General features: G+C 63.0%; 21 protein-coding genes. 13 read left to right on the top strand and 8 right to left on the bottom strand.

Annotation, left to right across the window (positions count from 1 at the left end):
• Positions 1-3 precede the first annotated feature (3 nt).
• The gene (locus PYR71_RS09585; RefSeq protein ID WP_010029910.1) at positions 4-264 is read right to left on the bottom strand and encodes a hypothetical protein; all 261 of its coding nucleotides are present in this window, start codon (positions 262-264) and stop codon (positions 4-6) included.
• A 176-nt stretch (positions 265-440) separates the two neighbouring features.
• On the opposite strand from PYR71_RS09585, the gene hemF reads away from it, so the two are divergent.
• The 3 genes from hemF (at position 441) to PYR71_RS09570 (ending at position 2,015) form a co-directional block, all read left to right on the top strand.
• On the top strand, positions 441-1,352 hold the full coding sequence (hemF, locus tag PYR71_RS09580) for an oxygen-dependent coproporphyrinogen oxidase (RefSeq protein WP_275619163.1): 912 nt from the start codon (positions 441-443) through the stop codon (positions 1,350-1,352).
• Positions 1,353-1,455: 103 nt separating this feature from the next.
• Positions 1,456-1,716 (top strand): hypothetical protein, encoded by a 261-nt coding sequence (locus PYR71_RS09575; protein WP_275619162.1) that lies wholly within the window; start codon positions 1,456-1,458, stop codon positions 1,714-1,716.
• 113 nt (positions 1,717-1,829) lie between these two features.
• On the top strand, positions 1,830-2,015 hold the full coding sequence (locus PYR71_RS09570) for a DUF1059 domain-containing protein (protein WP_010029983.1): 186 nt from the start codon (positions 1,830-1,832) through the stop codon (positions 2,013-2,015).
• Positions 2,016-2,083: 68 nt separating this feature from the next.
• On the opposite strand, the gene PYR71_RS09565 is transcribed toward PYR71_RS09570, so the two are convergent.
• From PYR71_RS09565 to PYR71_RS09555, 3 genes are read right to left on the bottom strand one after another with little or no spacing between them, the layout of a single operon-like run.
• A complete protein-coding gene (locus tag PYR71_RS09565; RefSeq protein WP_275619161.1) occupies positions 2,084-3,355 on the bottom strand; it encodes a CCA tRNA nucleotidyltransferase in 1,272 nt (423 codons plus the stop codon).
• Positions 3,352-4,002 (bottom strand): CoA pyrophosphatase, encoded by a 651-nt coding sequence (locus PYR71_RS09560; RefSeq protein ID WP_275619160.1) that lies wholly within the window; start codon positions 4,000-4,002, stop codon positions 3,352-3,354. The genes PYR71_RS09565 and PYR71_RS09560 overlap by 4 nt, the downstream gene beginning before the upstream one ends.
• Complete coding sequence (locus PYR71_RS09555) at positions 3,999-4,622, bottom strand: DUF1285 domain-containing protein (protein ID WP_275619159.1); 624 nt, start codon at positions 4,620-4,622, stop codon at positions 3,999-4,001. Before PYR71_RS09555 ends, PYR71_RS09560 begins: the two co-directional genes overlap by 4 nt.
• Positions 4,623-4,780: 158 nt before the next feature.
• Here PYR71_RS09555 and PYR71_RS09550 point away from each other — a divergent pair, with 158 nt between their 5' ends.
• From PYR71_RS09550 to PYR71_RS09530, 5 genes are read left to right on the top strand one after another with little or no spacing between them, the layout of a single operon-like run.
• Positions 4,781-5,791: an AAA family ATPase gene (locus PYR71_RS09550; protein WP_275619158.1), complete on the top strand. Its 1,011-nt coding sequence runs from the start codon at positions 4,781-4,783 to the stop codon at positions 5,789-5,791.
• 13 nt (positions 5,792-5,804) lie between these two features.
• Entirely contained in the window at positions 5,805-6,725 is a 921-nt protein-coding gene (locus PYR71_RS09545) for a DUF58 domain-containing protein (RefSeq protein WP_183912396.1), read from the top strand.
• Entirely contained in the window at positions 6,722-9,538 is a 2,817-nt protein-coding gene (locus tag PYR71_RS09540; RefSeq protein WP_275619157.1) for a DUF4159 domain-containing protein, read from the top strand. Before PYR71_RS09545 ends, PYR71_RS09540 begins: the two co-directional genes overlap by 4 nt.
• A gap of 1 nt (position 9,539) precedes the next feature.
• Complete coding sequence (locus PYR71_RS09535; protein ID WP_275619156.1) at positions 9,540-11,612, top strand: hypothetical protein; 2,073 nt, start codon at positions 9,540-9,542, stop codon at positions 11,610-11,612.
• Positions 11,613-11,616: 4 nt separating this feature from the next.
• Positions 11,617-12,033, top strand: a complete 417-nt coding sequence (locus PYR71_RS09530) for a GNAT family N-acetyltransferase (protein ID WP_275619155.1) — start codon at positions 11,617-11,619, stop codon at positions 12,031-12,033.
• Here the strand turns inward: PYR71_RS09530 and PYR71_RS09525 are convergent, their stop codons facing one another.
• Positions 12,034-12,597, bottom strand: a complete 564-nt coding sequence (locus tag PYR71_RS09525) for a GNAT family N-acetyltransferase (protein WP_275619154.1) — start codon at positions 12,595-12,597, stop codon at positions 12,034-12,036.
• 227 nt (positions 12,598-12,824) lie between these two features.
• Here PYR71_RS09525 and PYR71_RS09520 point away from each other — a divergent pair, with 227 nt between their 5' ends.
• Positions 12,825-13,832, top strand: a complete 1,008-nt coding sequence (locus tag PYR71_RS09520) for a glutathione S-transferase family protein (RefSeq protein ID WP_275619153.1) — start codon at positions 12,825-12,827, stop codon at positions 13,830-13,832.
• A 42-nt stretch (positions 13,833-13,874) separates the two neighbouring features.
• Here PYR71_RS09520 and PYR71_RS09515 read toward each other — a convergent pair whose 3' ends face one another.
• On the bottom strand, positions 13,875-14,354 hold the full coding sequence (locus PYR71_RS09515) for an NUDIX domain-containing protein (RefSeq protein WP_183912385.1): 480 nt from the start codon (positions 14,352-14,354) through the stop codon (positions 13,875-13,877).
• 70 nt (positions 14,355-14,424) lie between these two features.
• Between PYR71_RS09515 and PYR71_RS09510 the strand changes: the two genes are divergently transcribed.
• From PYR71_RS09510 to PYR71_RS09495, 4 genes are all read left to right on the top strand, one after another.
• The gene (locus PYR71_RS09510; protein WP_275619593.1) at positions 14,425-15,333 is read left to right on the top strand and encodes a metallophosphoesterase family protein; all 909 of its coding nucleotides are present in this window, start codon (positions 14,425-14,427) and stop codon (positions 15,331-15,333) included.
• 156 nt (positions 15,334-15,489) lie between these two features.
• Positions 15,490-16,050 carry a tetratricopeptide repeat protein gene (locus PYR71_RS09505; RefSeq protein WP_275619152.1) on the top strand — a complete coding sequence of 187 codons (561 nt, stop codon included), beginning with the start codon at positions 15,490-15,492 and terminating at the stop codon, positions 16,048-16,050.
• Between the two features lie 187 nt (positions 16,051-16,237).
• The gene (locus PYR71_RS09500) at positions 16,238-16,747 is read left to right on the top strand and encodes an RNA polymerase sigma factor (RefSeq protein WP_183912381.1); all 510 of its coding nucleotides are present in this window, start codon (positions 16,238-16,240) and stop codon (positions 16,745-16,747) included.
• 1 nt (position 16,748) lies between these two features.
• A complete protein-coding gene (locus PYR71_RS09495) occupies positions 16,749-17,591 on the top strand; it encodes an anti-sigma factor family protein (protein WP_183912379.1) in 843 nt (280 codons plus the stop codon).
• A gap of 288 nt (positions 17,592-17,879) precedes the next feature.
• Here the strand turns inward: PYR71_RS09495 and leuA are convergent, their stop codons facing one another.
• Entirely contained in the window at positions 17,880-19,604 is a 1,725-nt protein-coding gene (gene leuA / locus PYR71_RS09490) for a 2-isopropylmalate synthase (protein WP_275619151.1), read from the bottom strand.
• Between the two features lie 355 nt (positions 19,605-19,959).
• Positions 19,960-21,144, bottom strand: coding sequence for a benzoate/H(+) symporter BenE family transporter (locus PYR71_RS09485; protein WP_275619150.1), 1,185 nt, complete (start codon positions 21,142-21,144; stop codon positions 19,960-19,962).
• Positions 21,145-21,265 lie beyond the last annotated feature (121 nt).

Here is a 21,265-nt window from a genome sequence, read left to right as displayed (position 1 = left end):
AGGTCAGTCCGCCGAAGGAAGGCGGCGCATGGTGAATTCGATCCGGTCGCCGTCGAGCTGACGCCAGCTCTCCACCTCGGTCCAGTAGGCCGCTTTCGGATATTCGTCAAACCATTCGCGCGCCTTGGCGCGTGCGTCGATCAAACCGAGGCAATATGTCTGACGCACGAAATGGTCTCTCTTGGCGGTCGGATTTTCCGCCCGGTGTTTCGCCATTCTGCGCTTCAGACCGTCGAAGGACGGAGGTCCTGGAATTTTTGCCATCAAACCTACCTCTTCGGAAAAGGTAGTATCGAAATACTCGATTTGCGAGTCGAATTTTGCCTGCCCATGTCCGCGCCGGCCTGCTTGGCGAGACGCGGCGCCACCTGCTAGACCGGAGGTGCAATCAAGAATGAGCGAGTCGTTTCCCTAGCGGAGGCTGACCGCCGGAGGCGCAAATGGAAAGACCGGAACTGCCGATCGGCTTGCCTGAAGATATCGAGGAGAAGAAGGAGGCCGCCCGCAAGTGGTTCGAAGGACTGCGCGATACCATCTGCGCCTCCTTCGAGGCGCTTGAAGACGCGTTGGAAGGCCCGCTCTCCGATCAGGAGCCCGGCCGCTTCGTCGCCAAGGATTGGTCGCGCGAAAACGGCGCCGGCGGCGGTGGCCGGATGTCGATGATGGAAGGCCGTGTCTTCGAGAAGGTCGGCGTGCATACCTCCACGGTTTACGGCGAATTCTCCCCGGAATTCCGGGCACAGATCCCCGGCGCCAAGGACGATCCGCGCTTCTGGGCCTCCGGCATCTCGCTGATCGCCCATCCCGTCAATCCCAACGTTCCGGCGGTGCATATGAACACCCGCATGGTGGTCACCACCAGCCGCTGGTTCGGCGGCGGCGCCGACCTGACACCGGTACTGTCGCGCCGCCGTACGCAGGAGGACGACGACAGCCAGCTGTTCCACAAGGCCATGGAGATCGCCTGCCGCAATCATGCCGTTGCCGACTACGATGCCTACAAGGCTTGGTGCGACGACTATTTCTTCCTGAAGCATCGCAACGAGCCGCGCGGCATCGGCGGCATCTTCTACGACTGGCTGCGTTCGAGCGATGAATCCGGCGGCTGGGACGCCGATTTCGCCTTCACCCGCGATGTCGGCAGGGCCTTGGCCATGGTTTATCCGAAGATCGTCCGTTCCAACTTCAACAAGCTGTGGACGGAAGCAGATCGTGACGAACAATTGATCCGCCGCGGCCGGTACGTCGAATTTAATCTGCTGTATGATCGCGGCACGATCTTCGGCCTGAAAACCGGCGGCAACGTCGAATCCATTCTCTCCTCGCTGCCACCAGTCGTACGCTGGCCGTGAGACTGTGAGATCTCATCGATAAATTCGAGCTGAGGGACCTTCATAAAAATGCAGTGAGTCCTATCTTTATATGTACGTGCGTAACAATCGGAGGAGGATTGTCATGATGACACAAAGCGGCTCGCCTGCGTCCACGGATGTCCAGGAAACATTCCGTGCAGTCGACACGCCCGAGTTCCTGATACGCATCGCCGAGAAACTGCGGGCCAAGAGCGGCTCGGATCTGCCGCTGTCCTGCTTCATCGAGCAGGTCAAGCTACAGCTGGCCGGCGGAAAGTCGCCGGAAGAGCTGCAGAACGCCGCCAACAGCAACACACCCAGCCATCTCTCGGATACCTACAAAGCCTGGGCCATGCCCGACTGAAAGACCTTCTCCGGTCGTCACCTGATGCCGGCCGGAACCTTCGCTTCCTCCGCACATTTCATCAATCGCGTGCAAACGCGATGGCCGTTGTGTTTCAGACAGAGGAGAAGACCATGCGACTTTTCGAATGCGGCACGCTTGTTCCCGGCTGCGCCTGGCACACCCGGGCGGATAACGACGCGGAAGTCGTCCGTCGCGCCGTCGAGCACCTGAAGACCGCTCACGGCGAAACCACCATACGCGAAAACATGGTTGACAACATCAAGGCCCGCATCCGCGACGAGGCGACCGCTGCCTGACGGCCGGGCGGCCAAGTTCTGCCACCAACGATAGCTGCGCCGCGTCCACCGGACGCGACGCGGGATACCTATTGCACAAGTTGCCGCAGCCGAGCGAGCAACGCTTCTCTGTCGGAAGCGAAGTTTTCCTCCACCCACTGGTTTTCAAGCTCCGCAAGCACTTCGCCGACGCGCGGGCCGGATGGGGTGCCGGCTGCGATCACGTCTGCGCCATTCACGGGAAACTGCGGCTTCTTCCACGTTATGGCCTGATCCAGAAGCTTGCCGAGCCGTGCCGTGCGCGCCATTTCGTCAAGATCGCTCTCGGCCTTCCGCCGTGCAACGCCGAGCGCCAGCTTCAGGCGCATCGTGATGCCGTCCGCGCCGTTGCGGTAAAGCAGCCTTTCGAAGGCGGCTGACGTCATTTCGTCGTTGACCGGTGCCGTTATCGCCCAGGCCTTGAGAGTGGCAGCTTCCGCATTCGAGAGCTTCAGCCGAGCCGCAAGCGCTTCCAGCCGCGCCGCATCGGGCGGCACGATCGCCGCAAGCCGCAGCAATGGGTCGGGCGCCCAGCCGAGCGCCTTTTCGGTCGCGACCAGCGAAGGGATCGCATCGATCCCCCATCGTTCCGATTCCGGCAGGATCTCCGTCAGCACCGCCACCTGCCGCATCCAGAGCAGCGCCCGGCCGGGATCGGCGGCGCCAAGCAGTTTTCTGAGCTCCGACCAGACGCGTTCTGCCGACAGCGTCTTCAGCTTCGAACGCGCCGCCGCACAGGCCTTTAGCCCTTCGGCATCCGGGCGCCCCGAACCGTAATAGGCAAAGAAGCGGAAGAAACGCAGGATCCGCAAATGGTCCTCGGCAATACGCGTTGCCGCGTCGCCGATGAAGCGGATGTTGCGCGCCTCGATATCTGCAAGCCCGCCTACGAGATCGACCACCTCTCCTTCCGCATCCGCATAGAGCGCATTGATCGTCAGGTCTCGCCGCTCGGCATCTGCCTTCCAATCGGTGCTGAAGGCGACCTTGGCGTGGCGCCCATCGGTCTCGACGTCGGTGCGCAGTGTCGTCACCTCGAACGGCTTGCCGTCGATGACGAGCGTCACCGTGCCATGTTGCAGGCCCGTCGGAACCGCCTTGACGCCGGCCGCCGCCGCCCGCTCCATCACCGCCTCCGGCCTCAGGGTCGTGGCAATGTCGATATCGCTGACCGGCAGGCCCATCAGGCTGTTGCGCACAGCGCCGCCGACCACCCGCGCCTCCCCCCCTTCGGCCCCACCCCCATGATCGGCGTTCAGAAGTGCGAGGATCCGGCCGAGCGCCGGATCGCGAAACCATGCTTGGTCGGCAATGCCGGTCATGCATAAAGCCTTTCGTAAAGCGTGCGGACGATGCCCGCGGTAATGCCCCAGATCATCCTGGTTTCATAGGGCATGCGGTAGAAATGCCGGTCGATGCCATCGATGACGCGCTTGTCGCGGCTGTGATTGTCCGGGTTCATCAGGAAGGAAAGCGGCACTTCGAACACATCGTCTACCTCCGCCGGGTTCAGCGTCAAATCGAAGCCCGGCGTTACGACGCCGAGCACCGGCGTGATGCGGAAGCCCGTTGAGGCGAGATAGTTCGGCAGTCGCCCGACGGTCTCGACGAAGGAGCCGGCAAGTCCGATCTCCTCTTCCGTCTCACGCACCGCCGCCATTTCGGGCGAGATATCGGCGGGATCGATCGAGCCGCCGGGAAAGGCGATCTGTCCGGAATGTTTGCGCAGCGTCGCCGTTCGCTTGGTGAAGATCACCTGCGCCTCCTCGCCGTCGTCGACGACGGGCACGAGCACGGCGGCATCGCGCAGCTTGAAGGTCTCGACCTCGGCGACGATATCGGGGTTGAGGACATGGTCGCCGTGATCGCGCCAGGCATGGTCGATCGGACCGCCATTCTGATTGAGTGCACGGCGGCGGAATTCAGCTGCTGAGAACAGCGGATAACGGTGGGTGATCGCATCATTCATCGGGAAAGCGCATCCAGTTCGTCGGCCGGCATGACGGGGAAGACCTCGCCGGCGGAGCGGATCGCAAACATCGCCCGCCCCTCCACGTCGAGGATCTCGCCGAGTGCCACCAGTTCATACATCACCGCACGCGACACCAGCGCCTCCAACCGCCCGCGCACATGCAGATAGGGTTTCAGTTCGGCATTCCCGCCCGCAATGGCAAAGCGCAGCCGATGCTCTCCTCCCGCCTCCACGACATCTCCGACGTTGGTGCGAAATGTCAGCACCTGTTGACCTTTCCCCCCCGTCACGCTCACTTCCACGGCGATGAACGGAGCGTCGGCGACTCTGATCCCGACCTTTTCCACAGGAGTTACGAGATAGGTCTTCTCATCCTCATCCTTGCGCAGAACCGTCGAGAACAGCCGCACGAGGGCCGACCGGCCGATCGGCGTGCCCATGTAGAACCAGGTGCCGTCGGCCCTGATCTCCATGTCGATATCGCCGCAGAAAGGCGGATTCCACCGCTCAACGGGCGGAAGCCCACGTTTTTTGCCGCTGTTTTCCGCGGACGCGCGTGAAATCAGCGCGGCAAGTCCCGCTGCATCCGCCTGTCCGCTGATTTCCTCGGCTGCCATTCTTCCGTCCCGGTTTGTCCTTAACGAAGTAAAGTCACGAGATAGTCATTCGCAACGAACTTGTCAGCCCGTCGCATCTCCATAACTCTATCGAGTATGAGGCAGATGTATAAGTCCGCCGATTCGCTGCCGAATGATTTCAGCCGTTGGAGTTGCCCATGGGTATGATGAAGACCGAAGCCAGCCTCGATGAAAAGGCGATCGTCGCCGCCGCCGAGAAGGCGCTCGCCGATATCGCCGCCATCCGCATAGAAGTCTCGAAGGTGATCTTCGGTCAGGAAAGCGTCGTCGAGAACACCATTCTCGCCGTGCTCTCCGGCGGTCATGCCCTGCTCGTCGGCGTTCCCGGCCTTGCCAAGACCAGGCTGGTGACGACGCTCGGCGAAGTACTCGGCCTTGCCGCAAACCGCATCCAGTTCACGCCCGACCTGATGCCTTCCGATATTCTTGGCTCCGAAGTCATGGACCAGGACGACAGCGGCCGCCGCTCCTTCCGTTTCGTCAAGGGCCCGGTCTTCGCCCAGCTGCTGATGGCCGACGAGATCAACCGCGCCTCGCCGCGTACCCAGTCGGCGCTCCTGCAAGCGATGCAGGAGTATCATATCACGATTGCCGGCCAGCACTATGACCTGCCGGCGCCCTTCCATGTGCTCGCCACCCAGAACCCGCTGGAGCAGGAAGGCACCTATCCCCTGCCCGAAGCCCAGCTCGACCGTTTCCTGCTGCAGGTCGACGTCAACTATCCCGAGCTCGCCGCCGAGCGCCAGATCCTGCTCGAGACGACGGGCCTCGGCGAAACCCGGCCGCAGGCGATCATCAATGCCCAGCGGCTGATTGAAATCCAGACCCTGGTGCGCCAGATGCCGGTGAGCGAGACGGTCGTCGACGCCATCCTTTCGCTGGTGCGCTCCGCCCGTCCCGGACAGGGCAATGCTTCGACCGACAAGAACGTCGCCTGGGGCCCAGGTCCTCGCGCCGGGCAGGCGATGATGCTCTGCGCGCGCGCCCGCGCGCTCTACGAAGGCCGTCTCGCCCCATCTCTCGACGATGTCTTCGCGCTTGCCGAACCCATTCTCCAGCACCGCATGGCGCTGACTTTCGCCGCCCGCGCCGAAGGCATGTCGGTGCGCGACGTCATCGCCGGACTGGTGAAGCAGGCAAAGGGATAAGGAAGCCGGACGCGTGGCATCTATCGGACAGATCGTCAACCCGACGTCAGGCAGCGATGCCCTTTCCCGCGCCAGGCAGCGGGCCGCCCTGATGCCTGACTGCCTGGTGGAAGCCAAGCGCATCGCCAACACTGTCATCGCCGGCTGGCATGGCCGCCGCAAGCGCGGCATCGGCGAGAATTTCTGGCAGTTCCGTCCCTATGCCGAGGGTGAGAGCCTGTTGCGCATTGACTGGCGCCGCTCCGCCCGCGACGACCATACCTATGTGCGCGAGCGCGAATGGGAGGCAGCGCACACGATCTGGCTCTGGTGCGACATGTCGCCTTCGATGATGTACAAGTCGAGCTATGGCAGCGCCTCCAAGGAAGGTCGGGCGCTGGTAATCATGCTGGCGCTGGCCGAAATCCTCTCCCGCTCCGGCGAGCGCATCGGCTGCCCCGGCATCATGGAGCCCGCCTCAACGCGCAACGCCGCAGAACACCTCGCCTCCGCGCTCATGCACGCGCCGCTGACCGGCGGCCTGCCGGAAACGGGGATGATCCGCGGCTGGAGCGATCTCATCCTCATCGGCGATTTCCTCGACGACGCGCCGGCGATAATGGAGCGGCTCGGCCCGCTTGCCCGCCGCGGCCTGCGCGGCCACGTGGTGGAGATATCAGACCCCGCCGAGGAAATCTTCCCTTATAGCGGCCGCACCGAATTCACCGATCCTGAGACCGGCGCCAAGCTGATCTCCGGTCGCGCCGAACATGTCCGCGAGGTCTATCGCAACGCCTACCTCGCCCGTAGGGAGAGCCTCGGCCAGTCGCTGCGCCATCTCGGCTGGACCTTCACGACCCACCGCACCGATCATCTCGCCTCGGAGGCACTGGTCGCGGTGCACATGTATCTGTCCGGCATGCCGGCCAAGGCAACGCATGGAGGGCAGCTGTGAACGCCCTTCCCTTCGCTTTCGCCTATCCCGCCATTCTCGGCGCCCTCATCGCCCTGCCGGTGATCTGGTGGCTGCTGCGACTGATGCCGCCACGCCCGAAGAGCGAGATCTTTCCTCCGCTGAAGATCCTCGCGTCGGTGCTGAAGCGCGAAGAGACGCCGGCTCAGAGCCCCTGGTGGCTGACGCTGCTGCGCATGCTGCTCGCCGCCACCATCATCTTCGCGATGGCCGATCCGGTCTTCAATCCGCGCACCAGTTCGCTCGCATCGGGCGGCCCGCTCGTCCTCTTCGTCGACAACAGCTGGGCTGCCGCACCCGACTGGGAGCGCCGCATCCAGACTGCCGACGCGCTTATAGACGATGCCGAATCCGCCGGCATGCCCGTGTCGATCGCCTTCACCGCCGAGCCGACCAACGACGCCGTGCCCGGCACTGCGGCGGCCGCCCGCGACAAACTGCGCGCCGTCGAACCACGGCCGCTGGTGCCGGACCGCGAGCGTGCCTTCCAGGCGCTGCGCTCCGCCCTGAACGGCATCAAGCCCGGCACCCTCGCCTTTCTGACCGACGGCGCCGCCGCCAAGGCCGACGACGCCACGGTACGTCGGCTGGCCGAACTCCAGCCCGCTGATCTGCGCGTGATCGAGGGAGACGCCGCACGGACGATTGCGATCACCGCGGCCAATAACGCGGCTGATGCCATGACCGTCAAGGTCACGCGCCTCAACGCTTCGCATGCCGCATCCGTGGCGCTGAACGCCGTCGACAGCCAGGGCCGCTCGATCGCCAACGGCAGGGTGGACTTCCGCCCCGGCCAAAGCGTCGCGACGAGTTCGATTGCCGCTCCTTTCGAGATGCGCAACGATTTCGCCCGCATCAGCGTCGACAACGGCGCGACCTCAGGCGCGGTCCATCTTCTCGACGACGCGTTCAAACGCCGTCGTGTCGTCCTGCTGTCGGGTGCCGGCGGGGATGAGTTCCAGCCGCTGCTGTCGCCGCTTTATTATATCCAGCGGGCGCTACAGCCCTATGCGGATCTGATCCTGCCCGGCGATTCCGATCTTTCGGTCGCCATACCGAAACTTCTCGCCAGCAATCCCTCCATCATCATCATGGCCGATATTGGCCGGCTGCCGGAGGACACCTACGAACCCCTTACGCGCTGGATATCGAATGGCGGCATGCTCTTGCGCTTCGCCGGTCCGCGCATGGCGGCAGCGCCGGCAGACGATCCTCTCATCCCTGTCATCCTGCGTCAGGGAGAACGGGCGCTGGGTGGCACATTGTCCTGGAGCGAACCGCAGTCGCTCGCCGAATTTCCGAATTTCGGGCCTTTCTCGGGCATAGCACGTCCTGCCGACGTCCTCGTCAAGCGGCAGGTGCTTGCCGAACCCACCCCCGATCTTGCCGAACGCACCTGGGCGAGCCTCGCCGATGGCACGCCGCTCGTGACGATGAAGCCGCTCTCATCCGGCCAGATCGTGCTGTTCCACGTCACCGCCGAAGCGACATGGTCGGATCTGCCGATTTCGGGCACCTTTGTCGACATGCTGCGCCATCTCCTCCAGATATCGCGCTCGGGCGGCGTGACCTCGGAGGCCCGCGGCAATGCACGCGTGGCCGAGACTCTGCCGCCGTTCCGCATGCTAACGGCCAAGGGCACCCTCGTCTCCGAAACGGGTTCGGCGCGACCGCTCACTCCAAAGGCCGGAACGGCGCCGACGGCAAATTTCGACAATCCGCCCGGGCTTTATGGTTCAGAAGATGGTTTTACCTCTTTGAACGTGCTGCCTGAGGAGGCCGAACTGAAGCCGCTCGACACGGCAGGGACGACAGCTGCGCGCGAAGGCTTGATCGGCGGCGAGAGCTGGTCGGCAAAACCCGCTCTCTTTCTCGCCGCCTTTCTGCTGCTGCTGGCCGACAGCCTGATCGTCCTCTTCATGAACGGCGCCTTCTCGCGCTTGCGCCCGGCTGCCCGCACCATGAGCGTGATCGCAATAGCGCTCGGCGCCGGCTTCCTGCTGCAGCCCGGCACGCTCCACGCCAATGACTCTCAGCCCGGCGACGACCTCATCTTGCAAAGGCTCGACAACACCCACCTCGCCTATGTCGTCACCGGCGAACAGGAAGTGGACAATATATCCGAGCGCGGCCTCGAGGGCCTCACCCAGTTCCTGACCTTCCGCACGACGCTCGAGCCGGCGCCGCCCGTCGGCATCGACCTCACCAAGGACGAACTCGCCTTCTATCCGATCATCTACTGGCCGGTTTCGGCAACGGCGCCGATGCCGTCGTCGGCGGCGATCAGCCGCATCGACGCCTATATGCGCAACGGCGGCACCGTGCTTTTCGATACGCGCGATCAGATCAGCGCATTGGACAATGGCGGCAATGTCAGCGCCAACGGCCAGAGGCTGCAGGCGATCCTCGCCAATCTCGACATTCCGCCGCTCGAGCCGGTGCCATCAGATCACGTCCTGACGAAATCCTTCTACCTCCTGTCGAGCTTTCCCGGCCGTTATGCCGGCAGCCCTCTGTGGATCGAGGCCCGGCAGGGCGGCGGCCGTGAAACGACCGAAAAATCGGCGGCGACAGCCGACGGCGTTTCGCCGATCCTGATCACAGGCAATGATTTCGCCGGTGCCTGGGCGGTCGACGACAACGGCGTGCCGATGCTGCCGACCGTGCCCTCCGACGAAGGGCAGCGCGAATATGCCTATCGTTCCGGCGTCAACATCATGATGTATATGCTGACCGGTAACTACAAGACCGACCAGGTTCATGTTCCCGACCTCCTTGAACGGTTAGGACAATGAGATGACCTTCGACTTTTCACCTTTTCTGCCCTGGCCGGTTCTGGCCGCGCTGGCCGCCATCGGCGCGGTTATCGCCGTTTTCGCGATCTGGCGTGGCATCCGCGGCGCCTGGATCAGGACGCTGGCGGCACTCGCCCTGCTAACCGCGCTCGCCAATCCCGTGCTGCTGCAGGAGGACCGGGATCAGTTGTCGACGATCGTCCCCGTTCTCGTTGACCGGAGCCAGAGCCAGCAGACATCCGACCGGGTCCAGATGACCGACGACGCGCTGGCAGCCCTGAAGGGCCAGCTCGCCCGTTTTCCTCAGATTGAGCCTCGCTTCATCGATGTCGAAGGCGACGTCAATTCGGACGTGCCGTCGACGCGCCTGTTCGACGCGCTGGCGGCCAACGTCGCCGATGTCCCGCCGTCGCGCATCGGCGGTGCCATCATGCTGACCGACGGCGAAGTCCACGATGTTCCGGCCGCCAATCAGGCGCTCGGGTTCGATGCGCCGGTCCATGGCCTCATCACCGGCAAGGCCAACGAATTCGATCGCCGCATCGAAGTCGTCAAGGGACCGCGCTTCGGCATCGTCAGCGAGGAGCAGCAGGTGGTCCTGCGCGTCTTCGACGACGGCCCGAGTCCCGGCGGCACTGCCGACGTCACGGTGAAGCTCAACGGTGATGAAATCGCCACCCTGCAGGCGACACCAGGCCGGGATACGCCTTTCTCTTTCAAGGTGCCGGGGGGCGGCAGCAACGTGCTCGAATTCTCGGTCGCGGCACTTCCCGGCGAAGTCACCACGGCCAATAATCGCGCTGTTCACGTCATCGACGGCATCCGCCAGAATCTGCGTGTCCTGCTGGTCTCCGGCGAGCCGCATGCCGGCGAACGCGCCTGGCGGAACCTCTTGAAATCCGACGCTTCGGTCGATCTCGTCCACTTCACCATTCTGCGCCCACCTGAAAAGCAGGATGGCACGCCGATCAACGAGCTGTCGCTGATCGCTTTCCCGACACGTGAGCTGTTCATCGACAAGATCAAGGATTTCGACCTGATCATCTTCGACCGCTATCAGGACCGGGCGAATGTGCTGCCGATGCTCTATTACGACAACATCGCCCAATATGTGGAGAATGGCGGAGCGCTGCTGATCGCCGCCGGTCCGGAACATGCAAGCCCGGAATCGATTGCGATGACGCCGCTCGCCTCCGTGCTGCCGGCAGAGCCGACCGGCCAGATGATCGAGAAGGCTTTCTACCCCCGCCTCTCCGAGGAAGGCCGCAAACATCCCGTCACCCGCGGCCTGGACGGCTCGGGCGAGGATCCGCCGCATTGGGGGCGCTGGTTCCGCAGCGTCGACGTCGAGCGGCCGCAGGGCGAGACGATCATGGTCGGCGCCGACAACCACCCGCTGCTGGTGCTGAACCGTGCCGGCCAGGGCCGCGTCGCCATGCTGCTCTCCGACCAGGGCTGGCTCTGGGCCCGCGGCTTCGAAGGCGGCGGTCCGAACGTCTCGCTCTATCGCCGCATCGCCCATTGGCTGATGAAGGAGCCGGCGCTCGAGGAAGAAGCGCTGACGGCGCGCGCCTCCGGCCGCACCCTTGAGGTCACCCGCCAGACGATCGGCGACAATCCGGGCAACGCCACTGTGCGCTACCCCTCCGGCAAGACCGAAAGCCTGCCGCTTACCGAGTCCGAACCCGGGCTCTACAAGGCCGAGAAGCGGATGGACGAGATCGGCCTCTTCGAAATCCGCAACGGCAAACTGTCGACGCTGGTCCATATCGGCGCCGTCGACGCGCCTGAGTTCAAAGCGATGATCTCGACGACAAATGTGCTGAAGCCGATCGTCGAGAGGAGCAAGGGCCTGGTGACCCGCGTCGCCAGTGAAAAGGGCACTATCAGCGTGCCGCCGATCCTGCCGGTGCGCGGCCAGATCCGCGTCTCCGACAATGACCGCATGATGATCCGCATGACCAGCGAGACGGTCCTGAAGGGCATCAATACGCTGCCGCTCTTTGCCGGTTTTGCCGGCGTCGGCATATTGCTGCTCGCCTTTGGCGCCATGTGGTGGCGCGAGGGGCGGTAATTCTATGGTGGTATTCGAGCTCACCGCTTCGCCCTCATCGGAGGAGCTCGCGGCGATCACCGATGCACTTTCGGCCTTCAACAAGGCCGATGTCGGTCCCGCTGACCGGCGGCCGCTTGCCATCCTCGTTCGGGATAAGGACGGCAAGGTCACCGGCGGTCTATCCGGCTTTACCGCCTGGGGCTGGCTTTTCACCCAGATGCTCTTCATCCCCGACACGTTGCGCGGCACTGGCACTGCAGGCAGGATCCTTGCACAGGCGGAGCAGGAGGCGAAAGTCCGGGGGTGCCGCGGCGCCTGGATCGACACGTTCAGCCCGCAGGCTCTGCGCGCCTATCGGCGCCAGGGTTATGAAGTCTTCGGGGAACTCGAAGATTTTCCTGAAGGCCGCACGCGCAGCTTCCTCCGGAAGGCGCTCTGATCACGCGCGCCAGGCGATCACGCCCTTCAGCCGTTCATGCGCGCCCTCGGCGATCGGAACGACGAGCACACGACCGGGATCGACGGGGCCCGGAAAGGTAAGCGCGTTATAAGCGACCTTCTCGAAGCCGAGCGGGCCATAATAGGGCGGATCGCCGACAAGGATGACGGCTTCCGAGCCCTTGCGCCGCGCCGCTTCCACTGCGATCCGCACCAGTTCCCGGCCGATGCCCATATTCTTGTGCGAGGGGCGCACTGCAAGCGGGCCGAGAAGATGACCTTTGACGGTGCCTGCTAGAACCGGCGTCATCCGCACGGAGGCGATCGTTTCACCGTCGTCGGCGCAGATGAAGGAAAGCGACAAGTCATGCGGCCCCTGCTCGCGAATGCGTGCGGCCGCCCGCGTGAAACGGCCGGGGCCGAAGGCTTCTTCGTTGATGTGTTCGATGGCGGCGTCATGGGACGCGTCTTCGGTGAGGTAGACGAGATCGTGCTTGTACATGATGACAGAAACCGGATGGACAGATTGATAGGTCTCGAAAACGCCTTCGGCGTTCGGGAGCATCAGCGTCGTCGCGGGTTTCTGGAAATGAACATCAGTCAGGGAATCCTAAAATCGTGAAAAGGCCGATAGCAGGAAAAATTTCCGTCGTCCAACGCAAAATTCACACCTGCAGCACTCTGAATGATGCAGTGCCTGAACGGCGTGACGCACTGTTCAACCTTTGCCACCTGCAAAGCCCCGCTATCTCAGCTAACTTCGGCTCCGATACGCAATCAGGAACGAAGATCATGGGAATGCTGGTGGACGGTGTCTGGAATGATGTCTGGTACGACACGAAGGAGAGCAAGGGCCAATTCAAGCGGCAGCCCTCGCAGTTCCGCAATTGGGTAACGGCAGACGGCGCGGCCGGCCCCACCGGCAGCGGCGGCTTCCAGGCAGAGCCCGGCCGTTACCATCTCTACGTCTCGCTTGCCTGCCCCTGGGCGCACCGCACGCTGATCTTCCGCAAGCTGAAGAAGCTGGAGGAATTGATTTCGGTTTCCGTCGTCGATCCGCTGATGGTCGAGAACGGCTGGGAGTTCAAGATCGGCGACGGCGCCACCGGCGATCACCTCTTCGGCGCGGCGACACTCTGGCAGATCTACGTCAAAGCGGATCCACACTATTCCGGCCGCGTGACCGTGCCGGTCCTCTGGGACAAGAAAACCAGCGCAATCGTCAACAACGAATCCGCCGAGATCATCCGCATGTTCAACAGCGCCTTTGACGGGCTAACCGGGTCGAAGGCAGATTTCTACCCGGAGGATCTGCGCGCTGAAATCGATGCCCTGAACGCCATCGTCTACGACACCGTCAACAACGGCGTCTACAAGGCGGGCTTTGCCACCGCCCAGGAAGCCTATGCGGAGAATGTCGGCAAGCTGTTCGAAACGCTCGACAGGCTCGACGAACGCCTGGGCAAGGGCCGGTACCTCTTCGGTGACCGGCTGACCGAGGCGGACTGGCGCCTGTTCACCACGCTGGTGCGTTTCGACCCCGTCTATGTCGGCCATTTCAAGTGCAACATCCGCCGTATCGCCGATTACCGCAACCTTTCCGGTTACCTAAGAGATCTCTACCAGACGCCAGGCATTGCCGAGACGGTGAACCTCACGCACATCAAGCAGCACTATTACCGCAGCCACAAGACGATCAATCCGACCGGCATCGTTCCCGTCGGCCCGGCGCTCGATCTCGACAGCCCGCATGGACGTGCGACAGCGCCGCACGTCTTTTCAGACGCGAGGACGCTGTAGGCCCTTAAATTGCTTGCTGCGGCCTAAAAAACTGTGCAGCCCTCACCAGCGATGGTCGGGCTGTTCCTCGCCGCGAAGTTCGGCAAGACGGCGATGCGTCGCCTCGGTCGTGCCTGCGGGCAGGCTGTCGAGCGAAAAGAAGCCGCTGTCGGAAATCTCCCAGTCTGGCGGACGCGGTGCCGTCTGCTCGACGGTAACCCGATAGAACACGACATGGTCGCGCCGCGTGGTCGAGGTGTTGAAATAGACCTGGATCAGCTGCGGCTTGCCGATGATCCTGAGATTGCCCTCCTCGCGCAACTCCTTGACCAGCGCTTCCTCGACCGTCTCGTTGCGTTCCAGCCCGCCGCCCGGCATATGCCAGCCGCCGACATAGCTGTGACGCACGAGAAAAATCCGCCCCTCCGCATCAAAGCAGGCGGCTCTGACACCCATCGTCATACCCCGGGCGAAAGAGAAATAGACATGCAGAAGGCGCAGGGCCGCCCTGATATGAAGGGGCCGGTTTTCTTTATCCACCATCGCTCCGTTTCAGCTCTTCATCGCGCCGGATGTGTTTGATTTGTCAATAAGCTGGTCTATGTCTCGTAGCATGTTCAAGCTCGCGCATATCTCCGACGTCCATCTCGGGCCGTTGCCCCGTCTTTCCATCCAAGAGCTGTTTTCAAAACGCATAACGGGCTTTGTGAACTGGCATCGAAATCGGCGCAAGCACCTTTTCGGCAGCACGCTCGATCTTCTGCTCGATGACATCCGCACCCATCAGGCCGATCACTTGGCCGTCACCGGCGATCTTGTCAATCTGGCGAGCGGCATCGAGATCCGCGCCGCCGCCGCCTGGCTGCGCGCGCTCGGCGATCCCGCCGATACATCGGTCGTTCCCGGCAATCACGACGCCTATGTGCCTGGCGCCTATGAGAAATCGATGCGCGCCTGGTACGACTACGTCCGTGGCGATCTCGCCCCGCCGCAATGGCAGGAAGACCGCCACATCTTTCCCTATCTGCGCGTCCGCGACAAGGTCGCAATCGTCGGCTGCTCGACGGCGGTGGCCACCCCTCCCTTCGCGGCCTCCGGTTTCTTCGGCGCCCGTCAGGCCCGCGACACGGTGAACATGCTGCGTGCGGCCGGCGAAGCCGGTCTCTTTCGTGTCGTCATGATTCATCATCCTCCGATCCGCGGCGCCACGACCTTTTACAAGCGCATGATCGGCATCCGCCGCTTCGCCGCCGTAATTTCCACCGGCGGCGCCGAACTCGTATTGCATGGCCATACGCACCTGAACACCCTGCACTGGCTGCGCGGCCAGGTGCAACCGGTGCCTGTCGTCGGCATCGCATCGGCCTCGCAGGGACCGGGCAGCATCAAGCCGGCCGCAGCCTACAACCTCTTCTCCATCGACGGCTCTCCTGGCGCCTGGGAACTGAGTGGCGAGCGCTTCAGCCTGAACCGGGCCGGCGACGCGGTGATTCAGGAAAGCGTTGATATTTTCGCGCCTTAGCGCCGTATCCGGACTCCTTATATTCAGCACTTGAATCGATCTGCGAAGATAGCGAATCATCGTCGCAACATTCGCCATGGAGGTTTCTTACCCTCTTGGTATTTTCGGCGGTAAGCGTACAATCCGCGCAACTGCATCGCCCAACGGAGCCCACTCATGATCTTCTCCTTCCATCGCCTTGGCAGAATCTCGCTTGCGGCCGGCTTCGCTTTCGGCATCGCCACGGCCGCCTTCGCGGTCGGCGGTGGCAACGACGACACCAACCCGCCGCCGAAGACCGAGACGACCAAGACCTGCACCGGCGGCAAGGTCTGGGACAAGAACAAGAAGGAATGCGTCACCCCTAAAAAGAACAGCTTCAACGACGACGATCTCTACAAATTCGCTCGCGAATTTGCCTATGCCGGCCAGTATGAGAATGCCATCACCGTGCTCAATCTCGCCCGCAACCAAAACGACCCGCGCATCCTGAACTATCTCGGCTTTTCCAACCGCAAGGCCGGCCACATGGAACTCGGCATGTCATATTACCGCAAGGCGCTTCAGGCCGATGAGAACTACATCCTCGCCCGCTCCTACATGGGCATAGCGCTGGTCGAGCAGGGAGACATCCAGGGCGCCCGCGTCCAACTCGTCGAAATCCGCGATCGTGGCGGCGAAGGCACCTGGGCCTATCGCGCTCTGCTGCAAAGCTTGAACGGCTACAGGACATATTGACGCAAGCTTTGCGGGCTAGACTACGAAAATTCCCCCGGGAAAGGGGACTGGAAACGACCGGATGCTTGCGAAGTGGAGGAGAGTTGTTCCATAAAGCGCATGCATTACCGGCGACAATAAAGCCGGATTCGCGTCCGATGGCGGAAGCTTCGTCCGCGAAACCACTGTGAATGCTTCTGGATAGACAATGCGTCAGCCCGCAACGACCATCGACCTCCGCCGTGATCTCGTCGGCCTCCTGCCTCGCCTTCGCCGTTTCGCGATCACGCTCGCGGGCGAGGCGACTGCGGCCGACGAGCTGGTTCAGGCCGTCTGTCAGCGGGCGATCTCCAGGGGTCATCAGTGGAGCGGCGAAGGCCGGCTGGAAAGCTGGGTGTATACGCTTGCCCGCCAGCAATGGGCCGACGACAGCCGCAAGCGCAAGCCGAAAGCCTCCGTCCGCGGCAACATCACCGATATTCGTGAGGCCGCGCGCGAACGCTCGGCCGCGGTCGATCCCGACGCCATCCATCGCATGATCGCCGATATGCCGGACAGCGTTTCCTCGATCTTCTTGCTCGTCGACGTCGAAGGCCACAGCTACCAGCAGGCGGCCGACATCATGGGTATTCCCGCGGCGAGCGTCGCCTCGCAGCTCGCCACCGCAAGGCTGCATTTCGCCGGGCTTGCCGACACCCACCCGATCCACAGGTACTGAATTGCTCGACCTCAGGAAATTGTCGCTCGAAGCCCAGCTCACCGCCCTCCTCGATGGCGAAGTCTCGCCCGAACAGCGCCACGAATTGGAGCAGCGCCTGGCAAGTGACGAGAATGCGCGCCGGCTGCATGAAAAACTGCGCCATGGCGCCGATTTCGGACGCCGCCGCCTCGACGACGTCCTGAAGGAGCCGGTGCCACTCGCCCTCGTCCGCTCGATCAAGAGCACGCAGCCGCCGAAGACGCCGATCGCCCAGCGCGCCACGCGACCGCAGGTGAAACTGGCGCCGAGCGGCCCGCAGGCGCTGGCTGCCGCCCTCATCCTCTTCGCCCTCGGCTGCGGCATCGGCTACTTTGCAGGCACAGCCCCGGACGCAGACGAAATCGCAACCACGACCTCAACCTCAGCGCCGGCCAATACCAGCGACTGGCTGGGCGATGTCACCGCCTATCAGCGCCTGCTGATCCGCCAGCCCCGTCACCTTGTCGAAGTGCCGGCCTCGCAGGCAGAGGAAATCTCCAGCTGGCTGACAACGGCCATCGGCGTGCCCTTCCGCGTGCCGGATCTCAGCGCCAAGGCCTGGACCTTTCAGGGCGCCCGCGTGATCCTGGGCGACAACCGCCCCGTCGGTCAGCTCGTCTATTCCAATACCGACGGCGACATCATCTCCATCTGCTTCCGCAAGGACGCGCAGCCGCCGGAAACCGATGACTTCAAGGAAACGATCAGAGACGAGATCGGCTTGGTGACTTGGCACAATGCCGGCACCTCCTACGTGCTCGCCGGCCCATCGTCCGAGGCAGCCCTCGGCCAGCTCGCCATGGAAATCGCTACGGCTATCTGACGGCGGCTATCGCATATATCGAACGATTGCCGCCAGCGGAGCTGGCGACACTATGGCGAAATCGACCATCAGCATCAGCAGCCCCTCATCCGCCTGCCGGCACTTTTTCCCCGAGGGAAGAAGAGATATGCCGCAATGCTTTTCTCGCCAGCGGGGAGAAGGTGCGCGTAGGGCGGATGAGGGGGCCGCACGGCGCTTCTTTCATTGCGTTTCGCTGGCGCTCAGCGAAGCCAACCTCGTCATCAGGCCGCGCCGCCCCGAAGCGATCGCGGCCTGAAACCTATCTGATCAGACCTTGCCGGCCTTCACATCGAGCACGCGGTTTGCCGCCGAGACGATCGCCTCCAGCGACGCCGCGACAATGTTGGTATTGATCCCGGCGCCGAAGAGCTTGCCGCCGGGATAAGAGGTCTCGACATAGGAGATCGCCGCCGCGTTCGAGCCGTGCTGCAGCGAATGCTCGGAATAGTCCTCGACCGACATCTCGATGCCGAGATAATGCGACAGCGCGTTGATGAAGCCGTCGATCGGGCCGTTGCCGCGCCCTTCGATGCGCTTGATCTCGCCATTGTCTGATATCTCGGCCGCCACGATCCGCTGACCTCTGCGTTCCGTATCGGGATAGGTGTGGTGATCGACGAACTTGAGACGCGCTTCGGGCTGCGTCACGTATCGCTCGATGAAGCGATCATAGATGCGCTTCGACGGAAGCTCCTTGCCCTCGACGTCGGTGATACGCTGGATGTCCTCGCGGAACTCGACCTGCAGGTTGCGCGGCAGGTTGAGCCCATAATCCTGCTGCAGGATATAGGCGATGCCACCCTTGCCGGACTGCGAATTGATGCGGATGATCGCCTCGTACGAGCGGCCGACATCGCGCGGATCGATCGGCAGGTAAGGCACCTCCCAGATCGGATGGTTGGCGACCTGTGCGGCCTTCATGCCTTTGTTGATCGCATCCTGGTGCGAACCGGAGAAGGCCGTATAGACCAGCTCGCCGACGTAAGGGTGACGCTCGCTGATCGCCATCTGGTTCGAATATTCGAACACCTCCTTGATGCGCTCGATGTTGGAGCAATCGATCCCAGGATCGATCCCCTGCGTGAACATGTTAAGCGCCATGGTCACCACGTCGACATTGCCGGTGCGCTCGCCATTGCCGAACAACGTGCCTTCGACGCGGTCGGCGCCCGCCAGCAAGGCCAGCTCGGCAGCGGCGATGCCGGTGCCGCGGTCGTTGTGCGGATGCAGCGAGACGATCAGGTTCTCACGGTTGTCGAGGTTGCGGCACATCCATTCGATCTGGTCGGCATAGACGTTCGGCGTGGCCATCTCGACAGTCGACGGCAGGTTGATGATCAGCTTGTTGTCGGGCGTCGGCTTTACCACCTCGATGACGGCATTGCAGATCTCCAGCGCCACCTCCAGCTCGGTGCCGGTAAAGCTCTCCGGAGAATATTCGAAACGATAACCGCCACCGGCCTTGGCGGCCATATCAGTGATCATCTTGGCGGCATCGACGGCAATCTGCTTGATGCCCTGCACATCCTTGGCGAAAACGACGCGACGCTGTAACTCGCTGGTAGAGTTGTAGAAATGAACGATCGGCCGGTTTGCCCCTTCCAGCGCTTCGAAGGTACGGGTGATGAGTTCAGGCCGGCACTGCACCAGTACCTGCAGCGAGACGTCTGCGGGAACATTGCCCTCCTCGACGCACCAGCGGGCGAAGTCGAAATCGGTCTGCGAAGCCGAAGGGAAACCGATCTCGATTTCCTTGAAGCCCATCTCCAGCAGCAGATGGAACATGCGCGCCTTGCGGTCATGGCCCATCGGATCGACGAGTGCCTGGTTGCCATCGCGAAGGTCGACCGAGCACCAGACGGGCGCCTTGGTGATGGTTTTCGTCGGCCAGGTGCGGTCGGGAATGCTTACCTGCGGATAGGGCCGGTACTTCACCGCGGCATCGGGCATGCCCTTGGCACCTGCGGAGGATCGGCTGGTGGTGTTGTCCATTGTCTTGTCTCCTCGTCCCGGCATTCGTTCCGCCTCTTAGCCGATCGCATCGGGCTTGGCGATAAACAAATGCGGACCTTCGTCGGTCGTTAGGTCAATTTTGAAAGGGAGTCGCGAGGAGCGATGCCGGGCGGGCTTTCGGCCGCCGGGCGCTCCTCAAAGGACCCGGCAACCGCGCGTAAGGCCGAGGAGAAGAAGCGAGGTCAGGGCGCGTGTATTGTCACGCAGGGCGATGCGGCCGCGTGCAATCGTGTCGGAAATCTTGGCCCCAGAGGTCTTCATGGCCGCGCTTATAACCTTGGCCAGCGAAACTGGCAAGCCCTCGCGGCTCGCCGGCTTCCTCTACCTGCTGAGCTCAAGCCTTTGATAAGTTCACCAGCCGCGACAGGGCAAGCATCAACCCGCCAGCAATCAATCCCCAGAAGGCGCCTGAGATGCCGCCGAAAGAGACGCCAGATGCCGTGACGAGAAAGGTGATCGCCGCCGCTTCGCGCGATTCGGGCGCCTGGAAGGCCGACATAGCCGAGGACGAGAAGGCGCCGACAAGCGCCAGCCCCGCCACTGCCTCGATCAGAATCGGAGGCGCCAAGGCAACGAAGGCCGTCACCGCGCCGGCAAGCAGCCCGAGGACGATGTAACCGACGCCGGCGATCAACGACGCCCAATAGCGCCGCTTCGGATTGGCATTTGCGTCCGGCCCGGCGCACATGGCTGCAGTGATGGCCGCCAGATTGACGGCGTGACCGCCGAATGGCGCGGACAGCAGCGAAAAAAAGCCGGTGACGGCAAAGAGCGGACCGGGCTTCGGGTCGTAGTGATTGACCTTCAGCACCGCGATACCGGGAATGTTCTGCGAAGCCATGGTGACGATGAAGAGCGGCAGCGCGATTGACACGAAACCGGCAAGGTTGAACACCGGCCGGACGATTTCCGCAGCCGGCACCAGCGATCGCTCGAGCGAGGCGAAGGTACCATCGGGAATATCGACGCCGAAGGCCAGCACCAGCACGAAGGCCGCCAGTGCCGCCGGCACCGCCCAGAGCCGCTTGAAGGCACCGACGACGATCCAGGCGAGAACGATCGGCAGGCCGAACAGCGGATTGAAGCCGATTGCCTTCACCGGCGCAAAGCAGAGGCCGATCAGCACGCCGGATAGCATCGCATTGGCAAGCGGCGCAGGAATGGCGGCGACGGCGCGGCCAAGCGGCTTGAACAGCCCGGCGATGACGATCAGCACGGCGCAGATCAGGAATGCCCCGACCGCGGCATTGAAGCCGCCCTCGACCGTCCCGGTACTTGCAAGCAATGCCGCACCCGGCGTCGACCAGGCGATGCTGATCGGCAACCGCGTCGCGGCGCTGAGCACGATCGCGCAGACTCCCATGGAGATCGACAACGCCATCAGCCCGGAGGCCGCCTGCGCCTCCGTCGCGCCGACCGCCCGCAGCCCGTGGAGGACGACTGCAAAGGAGCTGGCAGAGCCGACGAAGGCGGTCAGCAGCCCCATGAACAGGGCCTGGACGGAAAAATCTTTGAGCATGGCAAGACTCTGGGCTGCGGGAATGGCGCATGGAGCATGATGGCCGTTGTATACGCAAGCCCGGATTAAGCCCTTTCCGCCCAGCGCCGGCATACCGGCGAAATAAAAACGCCCTCGACTG

Origin of the sequence: Rhizobium mulingense (assembly GCF_029194105.1) — a bacterium.
GTDB lineage: Bacteria > Pseudomonadota > Alphaproteobacteria > Rhizobiales > Rhizobiaceae > Rhizobium > Rhizobium mulingense.
The sequence above is the reverse complement of the archived record's forward strand: the minus strand, read 5'-3'. Positions and strand labels throughout refer to the sequence as shown.